Origin of the sequence: Pantoea brenneri (assembly GCF_038594305.1) — a bacterium.
Classification (GTDB): domain Bacteria; phylum Pseudomonadota; class Gammaproteobacteria; order Enterobacterales; family Enterobacteriaceae; genus Pantoea; species Pantoea brenneri.
In genome coordinates this window covers 433,786-445,507 of record NZ_JBCGBG010000003.1, presented here as the reverse complement: position 1 = coordinate 445,507, position 11,722 = coordinate 433,786, and the positions used below count along the sequence as shown (strand labels likewise).

The 11,722-nt window shown below is 58.6% G+C and carries 9 protein-coding genes; all 9 read right to left on the bottom strand.

Features of this window, described 5'->3' with window-relative positions; translation table 11 throughout:
- Position 1: 1 nt before the first annotated feature.
- The gene (locus tag AABB92_RS15565; RefSeq protein ID WP_031375973.1) at positions 2–922 is read right to left on the bottom strand and encodes a D-alanine--D-alanine ligase; all 921 of its coding nucleotides are present in this window, start codon (positions 920–922) and stop codon (positions 2–4) included.
- Entirely contained in the window at positions 915–2,390 is a 1,476-nt protein-coding gene (gene murC, locus AABB92_RS15560; protein ID WP_031375974.1) for a UDP-N-acetylmuramate--L-alanine ligase, read from the bottom strand. Before murC ends, AABB92_RS15565 begins: the two co-directional genes overlap by 8 nt.
- Positions 2,391–2,460: 70 nt before the next feature.
- Entirely contained in the window at positions 2,461–3,519 is a 1,059-nt protein-coding gene (gene murG, locus AABB92_RS15555) for an undecaprenyldiphospho-muramoylpentapeptide beta-N-acetylglucosaminyltransferase (RefSeq protein ID WP_031375975.1), read from the bottom strand.
- Entirely contained in the window at positions 3,516–4,730 is a 1,215-nt protein-coding gene (ftsW, locus tag AABB92_RS15550; RefSeq protein ID WP_031375976.1) for a cell division protein FtsW, read from the bottom strand. Before ftsW ends, murG begins: the two co-directional genes overlap by 4 nt.
- Positions 4,730–6,046 (bottom strand): UDP-N-acetylmuramoyl-L-alanine--D-glutamate ligase, encoded by a 1,317-nt coding sequence (gene murD, locus AABB92_RS15545; RefSeq protein ID WP_031375977.1) that lies wholly within the window; start codon positions 6,044–6,046, stop codon positions 4,730–4,732. The genes ftsW and murD overlap by 1 nt, the downstream gene beginning before the upstream one ends.
- 2 nt (positions 6,047–6,048) lie before the next feature.
- Positions 6,049–7,131 (bottom strand): phospho-N-acetylmuramoyl-pentapeptide-transferase, encoded by a 1,083-nt coding sequence (gene mraY, locus AABB92_RS15540; protein ID WP_031375978.1) that lies wholly within the window; start codon positions 7,129–7,131, stop codon positions 6,049–6,051.
- Positions 7,125–8,483 carry a UDP-N-acetylmuramoyl-tripeptide--D-alanyl-D-alanine ligase gene (gene murF / locus AABB92_RS15535; RefSeq protein WP_031375979.1) on the bottom strand — a complete coding sequence of 453 codons (1,359 nt, stop codon included), beginning with the start codon at positions 8,481–8,483 and terminating at the stop codon, positions 7,125–7,127. The genes mraY and murF overlap by 7 nt, the downstream gene beginning before the upstream one ends.
- Positions 8,480–9,967: a UDP-N-acetylmuramoyl-L-alanyl-D-glutamate--2,6-diaminopimelate ligase gene (gene murE, locus AABB92_RS15530; protein WP_031375980.1), complete on the bottom strand. Its 1,488-nt coding sequence runs from the start codon at positions 9,965–9,967 to the stop codon at positions 8,480–8,482. The genes murF and murE overlap by 4 nt, the downstream gene beginning before the upstream one ends.
- Positions 9,954–11,720: a peptidoglycan glycosyltransferase FtsI gene (locus AABB92_RS15525; RefSeq protein ID WP_031375981.1), complete on the bottom strand. Its 1,767-nt coding sequence runs from the start codon at positions 11,718–11,720 to the stop codon at positions 9,954–9,956. The genes murE and AABB92_RS15525 overlap by 14 nt, the downstream gene beginning before the upstream one ends.
- Positions 11,721–11,722: the final 2 nt, after the last annotated feature.

The window sequence follows — 11,722 nt, the reverse complement described above, 5'->3', positions numbered from 1 at the left end:
ATCAGTCGGCCAACTCCAGAATATGCGCAACCAGCTGCGCGAAGCTCATGCCGGCCTGTTTCGCCGCCATCGGCACCAGGCTGTGGCTGGTCATTCCCGGTGAGGTATTAGCTTCCAGCAGCTGGAAATTGCCCGCACCATCGGTCATCACATCCACCCTGCCCCAGCCGCGACAGCCAAGCGCACGCCAGGCCGCCAGCACCAGTTGCTGTAATTCAGCTTCACGCGCCGGGCTCAGGTCGGCCGGACAGACGTACTGAGTATCGTCAGAAATATATTTTGCTTCATAGTCATAGAACTCGCTGGCGCTCTTTATTTCGATAGAGGGCAGGATGCGATCGCCCACAATCGCCACCGTGTACTCCGCGCCGCTGAGAAACGCCTCGACCAGCACGTTATCGTCGTGCTCAAAAGCGGTTGCCAGCGCGTCAGGCAAGGCGCTCAGCGCATTGACCCGGCTGATTCCCACGCTGGAACCTTCACAGGCGGGTTTGACGAATAACGGCAGTCCGAGCGCAGCAATGGCCGCTTCCGTCTCTGCATCCAGCCCGGCATCGAACTGCTGGCGCGTCAGCCAGACAAACTGCCCGGAAGGCAAACCGCGTCCCTGCCACAGCAGCTTGGTGCGCAGCTTGTCCATGGTGACCGCTGACGCCATCACGCCGCTGCCGGTGTAAGGCAGCTGCAGAAATTCCAGCACCGCCTGTAGCGTGCCATCTTCGCCGCCACGACCATGCAGAGCGATAAACGCTTTGGTAAAGCCCTGCTCTTTGAGCGTCAGTACCGACACATCGCGGGTGTCGACAGCGTGCGCGTCAATCCCGCTTTCACGTAGCCCGGCCAGCACCGCCTGACCAGACATCAGCGAAACCTCACGCTCGGCGGACGTCCCGCCCATCAATACTGCAACTTTGTCAGCCATGACGATCCTCCGCTTTACGTTCCGGCTGGAGCTTACAATCCGCCAGCTTGCGGGCAACCTTGCCGACGTTACCGGCACCCTGCACCAGAATCAGATCGTTGCCAGACAGCAGCGGTGCCAGCATTTCTGGCAATGCGTCATGCTCAGGCACCAGAATCGGATCAACCTTGCCGCGATTGCGAATCGCACGGCACAGCGAGCGACTGTCAGCACCAGGAATCGCCGTCTCGCCGGCAGAGTAGACATCCAGCATCAACAGGACATCGACCTGTGACAGCACGTTAGCGAAGTCATCAAACAGATCGCGGGTACGGGTATAGCGGTGCGGCTGAAATACCATCACCAGCTTTTTATCTGGCCAGCCGGCGCGTGCCGCTTTAATCGTCGCATCGACTTCGGTCGGATGATGACCATAATCATCCACCAGCATCGCACTGCCCACCTGACCGTTTACCGGTTCGGTCGGGAATTCACCCAACAGATCGAAACGGCGGCCGGTGCCCTGGAAACTCTCCAGCGCGGCCAGAATCGCGTTGTCATCGATGCCCTCTTCGCTAGCCACGGCTACGGCCGCCGCCGCGTTCAGTGCGTTATGACGACCCGGCGCATTCAGGGTAATCTGCAGCAGCGGTTTATCCTGACGGACCAGCGTAAAGTGCCCTTGTGAGCCGCGCTGATGATAATTTTCAATGCGGAAGTCCGCATCATCACTGAAGCCGTAAGTGGTGATTTGACGTCCCACGCGCGGGATCAGGTCACGAATAACCACATCATCCACACACATCACTGCACGGCCATAAAACGGCAGGTTGTGCAGGAAGTTAATAAAGGTCTGCTTCAGGTTCTCGAAGTCGCCCTGATAGGTATCCATATGGTCGGCTTCGATATTGGTGACAATCGCCACCATCGGCTGCAGGTGCAGGAACGACGCATCGCTCTCATCGGCCTCCGCAATCAGGTAACGACTGCTGCCCAGGCGCGCATGGGTACCTGCGGCTTTCACCAGACCGCCGTTAACAAAGGTCGGATCGAGACCGCCCTCTGCATAAATACTCGACACCATCGCCGTGGTGGTGGTTTTGCCATGGGTACCGGCAACGGCGATGCCATGACGGAAACGCATCAGTTCAGCCAGCATTTCGGCCCGGCGGATCACCGGGATGCGCTGCTCACGTGCAGCGACCAGCTCAGGGTTGTCCTGCGCAACGGCGCTGGAGACCACAACCACACTGGCGTCGGTCACATTCTCAGGGCGATGGTTGAAATAAATGGTGGCACCCAACGCAATCAGGTTCTGGGTCACCGGGTTAGGGGCCAGATCTGAACCGCTGATATGGTAGCCTTCATTTGCTAACACTTCGGCAATACCGCCCATGCCAGCACCGCCGATGCCGACAAAGTGGATGTGCCGGACGCGACGCATCTCGGGCACGATAGTTCGCAGTTTTGCCAATTGTTGTGTATTCATCGCTCTCAATTACCTGCTCTTTCAGTTTGTGCTCAACCCGAGCACGGGTCAGACGCGCTGACCGGAATGATTACTTTGCCGCGCGAGCCACTTCCTGCGCGACCCGCTCGGTCGCATCGGGGATCGCAACCTGACGGGCCTGTTCGGCCATCGTCAGTAATGTCGGGCGATCCCAGTGGCGCAGCAGATCCGCTACCGCCTCCGCCGTAAACTGCGGCTGCTCAAAAATTCGGGCCGCGCCCGCTTTCTCCAGCGGCAGCGCGTTCCAGTACTGCTGGCGATCCTTGTGCTGAAACGGCACAAAAATCGCCGGTAAACCGGCAGCAGCCACTTCGCTCACCGTTAAGGCGCCGGAGCGACAGACCACCACATCAGCCCATGCATAGGCTGCGGCCATATCATCAATAAACTCGGTCACCTTGTGCTGGGTCTGACCGACCTGCTGATAGGCTTTTTCAACTACCGGCAAGCCGCCTTTCCCGGTCTGGTGCCACAGCGTGATCTGATCACCCAGTTCAGCGGCAACCTGCGGCAGCGTCTGGTTCAGCACCCGCGCGCCCTGACTGCCACCAATCACCAGTACCCGTATTGGGCCACTGCGCTGGGCCAGACGTTCAGCCGGCAGCGGCAGCGCCAGCACATCGGTACGCACCGGATTGCCGACCACATCCGCCCGGGGAAACGCGCCGGGAAATGCCTGCAGCACTTTGGTGGCGATTTTCGCCAGCCACTTGTTGGTCAGGCCGGCAATGCCATTCTGCTCATGCAGCACCACCGGGATACCGCAACTCCAGGCCGCTAAGCCGCCCGGTCCGGAGACATAACCGCCCATCCCCAGTACTACATCCGGTTGCCAGGCTTTCATGATGCGACGCGCCTGACGCCATGCGTTGAAGATGCGCAGCGGAGCCAGCAGTAACGCCTTAACGCCTTTGCCGCGCAGTCCGCTGATGCGAATGAAATCGATGTCGATGCCGTGCTTCGGCACTAAATCCGCTTCCATACGGTCGGCAGTACCTAACCAGCGGACCTGCCAGCCCTGTTCCATCAGATGATGGGCAACAGCCAGACCGGGAAAGACATGCCCACCGGTTCCGCCTGCCATCACCATCAATCGCTTACTGCTCATCGACCACCTCGGGTAAACGCCTGCGCTTTCGCCAGGCGCGTTTCATAATCTATGCGTAACAAAAAGACGATGGCGGTCGACATAATAATCAGACTCGACCCGCCGTAACTGATCAGCGGCAGGGTCAGACCTTTAGTGGGCAGCATACCTGCTGCCGCGCCGACGTTAACCAGAGCCTGAAAGCTAAACCAGACACCAATTGAACAGGCCAGAAAGCCGGAAAAACGCTGATCCAGCTCCAGTGCACGGCGGCCAATCGACATCGCACGAAAAGCGACGAAGAATACCATTAACAGCGCCATAACCACACCGATGTAGCCGAGTTCTTCACCGATAATCGAGAAAATAAAGTCGGTGTGCGCTTCCGGCAGATATTCCAGTTTTTGCACCGAGTTACCCAGCCCCTGGCCCCAGAATTCACCGCGGCCAAATGCCATCAGCGACTGGGTCAGCTGGTAGCCGCTGCCGAACGGATCTTCCCACGGGTTCCAGAACGATGTGACGCGGCGCATACGGTACGGTTCGGCGATAATCAGCAGCACCACGGCAAAAATGCCGGAGCCGATGATGGCCAGGAACTGCCACAGTTTGGCACCGGCCAGGAAGAGCATGGCCAGCGTGGTGACGAACAGCACCACCACCGTACCGAGGTCCGGTTGCGCCAGCAGCAGTACTGCCAGCACCACCATCACGCCCATCGGCTTACAGAAGCCCCAGAAGTTGTTACGCACCTCTTCCACTTTGCGCACCAGATAGCTGGCGAGATAGCAAAACAGGGTAAGTTTGGATAACTCGGCTGGCTGGATACGCAGCGGTCCGAGGGCGATCCAGCGCGATGCACCGTTAACCGAACTGCCGACCACCAGTACAATCAGCAGCATGGCGACGGATGCCATTAACATCACGTTGCTGTAGCGCTGCCAGAAATCCATCGGCACCCGCAGCGTGACCAGCGCCATACCGACCGCCAGCGCGATATAAAACGCATCACGCTTGGCAAAATAGAACGGGTCATCATTGAGACGCTGACCAACCGGCATTGAGGCGGAAGTCACCATCACAAAACCAATCACTGCCAGGCCGAACGTCAGCCACAGCAGCGTGCGGTCATACAGCACCAGCGAGGTATCATCGCTTTCGCGCGATCCCATCACCCAATCTTTCAGACGACCCGAGAAGAACCGCGCCAGACCCGCGCCAGGAATATGCATCAGCTCAGCTCCTTCGCCAGTTGGGCGAACTGTTCGCCACGCTGTTCAAAGTTACGGAACTGATCAAGGCTGGCGCAGGCGGGTGACAACAGCACCATATCGCCTGACTTCAGCTGCGGGACGATCTGTTCCAGCGCCTGACGCAGGGTTTCGGTGCGCACCGCAATCTCCGGACGCAGCGAAGCCAGCGCATCGCCATCGCGGCCAAAGCAGTAGGTCCGCACGTTGTCACCCTGCAGATAAGGCGTCAGCGGTGAAAAATCGGCTGATTTACCGTCGCCGCCCAACAGCAGCCACAGGGTGCCGGTAACCTGCAGGCCATTCAGCGCCGCCTCGGTACTGCCCACGTTGGTGGCTTTGGAATCGTTGATCCAGCGCACGCCCTGATGCTCAAGCACCAGCTGGAAGCGATGCGCCAGACCATTAAACTGGGTTAATGCAGCCAGGCTGGAAGCGCGCGGCAGTCCTACTGCATCGGCCAGCGCCAGCGCCGCCAGCGCGTTGGTGTAGTTGTGTTGTCCCACCAGCTTCATTTCAGCGGTGTTCAGCACCTTCTCGCCTTTCACCCGCAGCCAGACATTGCCCTGCTGCTTATTAAGATGATAGTCACCGAAGTCAATGCCAAAGCTGACGCAACGCGCATCTGCGCCGCGTACCGGCATGGTCAGCGCGTCATCTGCATTGACGACGCACACCTTCGCATTTTCATAAATACGCAGTTTGGCAGCACGATACTGCTGCATGCCCAGCGGATAGCGATCCATATGATCTTCACTGACGTTAAGTACCGTCGCCGCTGCCGCTTTCAGGCTGTGAGTGGTTTCAAGCTGGAAGCTGGAAAGTTCCAGTACATAAAGTTGCGCCGGTGACTGCAACAGGCTGAGCGCCGGCAACCCGATATTGCCGCCCACGCCGACCTGCCAGCCGGCCGCTTTCGCCATCTCACCCACCAGCGTAGTCACGGTGCTTTTACCATTGGAGCCGGTAATCGCCACGATCGGCGCCTGGGCTTCACGGCAGAACAGCTCAATGTCGCCGACGATTTCAATGCCGGCTTCTACCGCTTCGCTCAGAATCGGATGGGCCAGCGCGACGCCTGGGCTGGCGACAATCAGGTCGGCATCCAGCAGCCAGTCACCGTTAATGCCACCCAGATGGCGTTCCACCTGCGCCGGCAATTTCTCCAGCCCCGGCGGCGACACACGGGTGTCCATCACGCGAGGCGTTACGCCCTGCGCTAAAAAGAAATCAACACAGGAGAGACCGGTCAGGCCTAACCCGATGATGACAACTTTTCTTCCCCGATAGTCAGCCATGATTAACGCACCTTCAGCGTGGCCAGGCCAATCAGCACCAGCATTAGCGAAATAATCCAGAAGCGCACAATGACGCGCGGTTCCGGCCAGCCCTTCAGTTCATAGTGGTGATGGATCGGCGCCATGCGGAAAATACGCTGGCCGCGCAACTTAAACGATCCCACCTGCAGGATCACCGACAGCGTTTCAACCACGAATACGCCACCCATGATCACCAGTAAAAACTCCTGACGCAGCAGCACCGCAATAGTGCCCAGTGCGCCGCCTAACGCCAGCGAACCCACATCGCCCATAAAGACCTGAGCCGGATAGGTGTTGAACCACAGGAACCCCAGCCCTGCCCCGACGATAGCGGTACAGACAATCACCAGCTCACCGGCATGACGCAAATAAGGAATGTGCAGATACTCGGCAAACTTCACGTTCCCGGTTGCCCAGGCCACCAGCGCGAAGCCAGCCGCCACAAATACCGTTGGCATAATTGCCAGCCCATCAAGGCCATCGGTCAGGTTGACGGCATTGCCGGTGCCGACAATCACAAAGTAGGCCAGCAGCACATAAAACAGCCCCAGCTGCGGCATGATGTCTTTGAAAAACGGCACCACCAGTTGCGTTGCGGGGGTATCCTTGCCGGCGACATACAGGGCAAACGCCACGCCGAGCGAAATCACCGACATCCAGAAATATTTCCAGCGGGCGATCAGGCCCTTAGTATCTTTGCGCACCACCTTGCGGTAGTCGTCGACAAAACCGATGATCCCGAAGCCGATCAGCACCACCAGCACGCACCAGACATACGGGTTTGACGGATAAGCCCACATCAACACCGAAATGGTGATTGAGGTGAGGATCATGATGCCGCCCATGGTCGGGGTGCCGCGCTTGCTGAAGTGCGATTCCGGGCCATCGTTACGGACTACCTGACCAATCTGCAATTTTTGCAGCCAGGCAATCAGGCGCGGCCCCATCCACAGGGAGATAAACAACGCGGTCAGCAGGCTGACAATGGCGCGAAACGTCAGATACGAAAAGACGTTAAAGCCCGAATAAAAAGCGACCAGATGCTCGGCCAGCCAAACTAACATGTTCCTTTCTCCTGTAAGCTCTGTACTACCTGCTCCATGGCGGCACTACGCGAACCTTTAATCAAGACAGTCATTTCTTTGTGTTCGGACAACAGCTGACGTAAACGTTCAGTCAGGGCGGTTTTATCGCTGAAATGTTCGCCAACGCCGCTGCTTTCGCTGATCAACTGGCTAACGTTCCCCACGCTCAGGACCTTATCGATACCGGCAGCACGCGCCGCCAGCCCGACTTCACGGTGACACTGTTCGGTCTCTTCACCCAGTTCCGCCATATCGCCAGTGACCATCACCCGATAACCCGGCATTTCTGACAGTACCTGCGCCGCAGCGGTCATCGATCCGACGTTAGCGTTATAGCTGTCATCCAGCAGCAACTGGTGCGCAGATAAACGTATCGGGAACAGGCGGCCCGGCACCGACTGCAGGGTTTTTAGCCCTTGCTGTATCGCACTCAGCGGAGCATCAACCGACAGCGCCAGAGCCGCCGCGGCCAGCGCGTTGGCGACGTTATGCCGTCCCGGCAGCGGCAGCGTAATCGCCACCTCACCGCGCGGCGTCACCATCACAAAGTGGGTGCCACCATGCGCAATGCTGATATCACGAGCAGAGAAGTCACATCCGGCCGCCTGCGGCGAGAAGCGCCACACCGTCTGGTCCTGCAGATGCGCCTGCCAGTTCGGCCAGTCATTGCTATCCGCATTAAGGATCGCCGTACCGTTGGCGGGCAATCCCATAAATATTTCACCTTTGGCTTTAGCGACGCCTGCCAGCGAGCCAAATCCTTCCAGATGCGCCGCCGCCAGGTTGTTGACCAGCGCGCTCTCCGGCCGCACCAGATCGGTGGTGTACGCGATCTCGCCCTGATGATTAGCACCCAGCTCAATCACCGCATACTGATGCTCTCTGGTCAGACGCAGCAGCGTCATCGGGACGCCAAAATCGTTGTTAAGGTTACCGGCGGTATAGAGGGTTTCACCGCACTGGCGCAGGATCGCTGCGGTCATCTCTTTGACCGACGTTTTTCCGGATGAACCGGTCAGCGCTACGACCCGGGCTGTCGCCTGCTGGCGTACCCAGGCCGCCAGCTTGCCAAAGCCCAGTCGGGTATCTTCAACCACTACCTGCGGAACGGCGACAGGTAAATGCTTACTCACTAACAGCGCCTGCGCGCCGCTAGCAATTGCATCACCCACAAAGTCATGGGCATCAAAACGTTCGCCAACCAGCGCGATAAACAGGCTGCCTGCCGTTACCTTGCGGGTGTCCGTGGTGACGTCCGTCACGGTTAAATCACTGCCATACAGCGTGCCGCCGGTGATGTCAGCGAGCGTCTTTAAGGAAACCGGGATCATGCCGCACCTCCCAGCAGCGCCGCTACCGTGGCACGATCGGAGTAATCCAGCCGGCGATTGCCGATAATCTGGTAGTCTTCGTGGCCTTTACCCGCCACCAACACGATATCTTCCGGCTGCGCCTGCATGATGGTGTTGGTCACCGCCTGCGCACGCCCGGAGACGACGCGGGCGCGCCCCGGGTCCAGCAGGCCGGTCAGGATATCTTTCACAATCGCCTGCGGATCCTCACTGCGTGGGTTGTCATCGGTGATCACCACTACATCGGCGAATTGCTCAGCAATGGCGCCCATTAACGGACGTTTGCCTTTATCACGATCGCCGCCGCAGCCAAACAGGCACCACAGTTTTCCTGTGCAGTGCAGGCGTGCGGCTTCCAGCGCTTTTTCCAGCGCATCCGGGGTGTGGGCATAATCAACCACTACCGTCGGTTTGCCATCAGCACTAAACACTTCCATCCGGCCGTTGACCGGCTGCAACTTCGATGCTGCGTTGATCAGTGCGTCAAGCGGATAGTCAAGTGCCAGCAGCGTCGCCAGCGCCAGCAGTAAGTTGCTGACGTTGAACGCTCCCATCAGACGGCTGTCGATCTCGCCTTCGCCCCAGCTGGAGCTGAAGCGGATGTGCGCGCCGTTATCGTGATACTGCACCGCGTCGGCTTTCAGCCAGCGGCCGTGGCAGCCAGGCTGTAAATTATTTTCCATCGTCACGGCAACGGCATCAGGCAGGCTGGCCAGCCAGCGACGGCCGACTTCATCATCGGCGTTGAGAATCGCCTGACCAACCTGATGCTCAGAGAACAGCAGCCATTTGGCGGACTCATAGCGCTGCATATCGCCGTGATAATCGAGGTGATCGCGGCTGAGATTGGTGAACACGGCGGCCGCAAACGGCAACGCCGCGACACGGTGCTGAACCAGGCCGTGTGAAGAAACCTCCATCGCGGTCAGTGTGGCACCTTGTTCCGCCAGATCGTGCAGCAGATGCTGAACATCGACCGCTGAGCCGGTGGTGTTTTCCGCCGGCACAAGCTGGCCGATCAATCCGTTGCCCACCGTCCCCATCACTGCACTGGTTTTGCCCAGCAGGTTGGCCCACTGCGCCAGCAACTGGGTGGTGGTGGTTTTTCCGTTGGTGCCGGTGACGCCGATCAACGTCTGTTTTTCGCCCGGCTGCTGATAGAAACGTCCGGCTAATGCCGACAGACGCTGATGCAGCTGCGTCAGATAGATAACCGGTACGCCGTGCATTTCACGGATTTCGCCGTCGGCCGCTTCCCCTTCGGCTTCGGCCACCACGGCGGCAACGCCTTGTGCAATCGCCTGCGGGATGAAACGGCGTCCATCGGCCTGATGGCCTGCAATAGCGACAAACAGATCGCCGGAAGCCGCGGTACGGCTATCCAGTGTCATGTCACGCAGTGGACGCGCCGGCGCGCCTGGCACCCAAGGGCCGAGTAAGTCGCGCAGGTTACGATCTGTCACTTGATTCCTCACTTCTGTTAGTCACCAACTCGTTCTTGTCATTGGTTGGTAACGCATCCGGCTCGATGTTCATGGTGCGCAGTACGCCGCCCATGATGGCACCAAACACCGGCGCAGAAACCGCACCACCGTAGTACTTGCCGGCCTGGGGATCGTTGATCACCACCACCAGCGCGAATCGAGGATGACTGGCAGGCGCGACGCCTGCGGTATAAGCAATGTATTTATTGACGTAGCGTCCATCCGGCCCGACTTTTTTAGCGGTACCGGTTTTGATGGCGATGCGATAGCCTTTAATCGCCGCTTTCACCCCGCCGCCGCCGGGCAGCGCCACGCTTTCCATCATGTGCATCACGGTTTTAACCAGTGACTCATCGAAAACGCGTTGTCCCGCGACAGGGGGATCGACCTTAGTGATCGACAGCGGACGGTTGATGCCGTAGCTGCCAATGGTTGCGTAGACTCGCGCTAACTGTAACGGCGTTACCATTAGCCCGTAGCCGAAAGAGAAGGTGGCCCTCTCTATGTCAGACCACCGTTGTTTTTGAGGGTATAAGCCACTGCTTTCCCCGACCAGCCCCAAATTGGTCGGTTTGCCTAGCCCAAAGCGCGCGTAAGTATCTACCAGCGCTGAGGAAGGCATCGCTAACGCCAGACGTGAAACCCCGACGTTACTCGATTTCTGTAAGACCCCGGTCAGGGTCAGTTCGCTGTAGCGCGCCACGTCTTTGATCTCATGACCATTGACGCGGTACGGCACGGTATTCAGTACGCTATTCTCTTTGACCACACCGCGCTGCAGGGCGGTCATCACCACCATTGGCTTGACGGTAGAACCCGGCTCGAAGATGTCGGTGATGGCGCGGTTACGCATCAGATCTTTCGGCGTGTTGCTGAGGTTATTCGGGTTGTAAGCCGGGCTGTTGGCCATCGCCAGCACTTCGCCGGTATTCACGTCTACCAGCACCGCAGTGCCCGATTCAGCTTTGTTAAAGGCGACGGCGTTGTTCAGTTCGCGATAGACCAGCGCCTGTAAGCGCTCATCGATGCTCAGGGTCAGGTTATGCGCAGCGCGGCTATCCACCGAGGAGATATCTTCGATTACCCGACCAAATCGGTCTTTACGCACCGTTCGTTCGCCCGGTGCACCGGTCAGCCATTTATCAAAGCTTTTTTCGACCCCTTCGATACCCTGACCGTCGATATTGGTAAAACCAATCAGATGAGACGTGACCTGCCCCGCCGGGTAGTAACGGCGTGACTCTTCACGCAGATGAATACCAGGCAGTTTCAATTTTTTGACGTACTCGCCGATGGCCGGATTGACCTGGCGCGCCAGATAGACAAAGCGGCCTTTGGGATTGGCGTTAACCCGCGCGGCCAGCTGGTCGAGCGGAATCGAAAGCGCATCCGACAGCGCCTTCCAGCGGCTGTCCAGCGTTACGCCGCCGCCGGCATGCAGCTCTTTGGGATCGGCCCAGATAGCGTTGACCGGCACGCTCACTGCCAGCGGTCGTCCGGCGCGGTCGCTGATCATACCGCGCGACGTCGGCACCGCCTGAACGCGCAGCGAGCGCAGATCGCCCTCTTTCACCAGCCTGTCAGGATTAATCACCTGCAGCCAGGCAACACGCGACAGTAATCCTCCCAGCGCCAGCAAAATACAGCCGCACAGCAACGCAAAACGCCAGCTTACAAAGCTGGCTTTATCTTCCGGTTTCTTCAACTTCAGCGTTCTGCCTGCGCCGCTCATTC

Excerpts from the sequence above, each read along its gene's own strand:
- AABB92_RS15565 (WP_031375973.1), bottom strand. The coding sequence starts at position 922 with ATGGCTGACAAAGTTGCAGTATTGATGGGCGGGACGTCCGCCGAGCGT.
- murC (WP_031375974.1), bottom strand. The coding sequence starts at position 2,390 with ATGAATACACAACAATTGGCAAAACTGCGAACTATCGTGCCCGAGATG.
- murG (WP_031375975.1), bottom strand. The coding sequence starts at position 3,519 with ATGAGCAGTAAGCGATTGATGGTGATGGCAGGCGGAACCGGTGGGCAT.
- ftsW (WP_031375976.1), bottom strand. The coding sequence starts at position 4,730 with ATGCATATTCCTGGCGCGGGTCTGGCGCGGTTCTTCTCGGGTCGTCTG.
- murD (WP_031375977.1), bottom strand. The coding sequence starts at position 6,046 with ATGGCTGACTATCGGGGAAGAAAAGTTGTCATCATCGGGTTAGGCCTG.
- mraY (WP_031375978.1), bottom strand. The coding sequence starts at position 7,131 with ATGTTAGTTTGGCTGGCCGAGCATCTGGTCGCTTTTTATTCGGGCTTT.
- murF (WP_031375979.1), bottom strand. The coding sequence starts at position 8,483 with ATGATCCCGGTTTCCTTAAAGACGCTCGCTGACATCACCGGCGGCACG.
- AABB92_RS15525 (WP_031375981.1), bottom strand. The coding sequence starts at position 11,720 with ATGAGCGGCGCAGGCAGAACGCTGAAGTTGAAGAAACCGGAAGATAAA.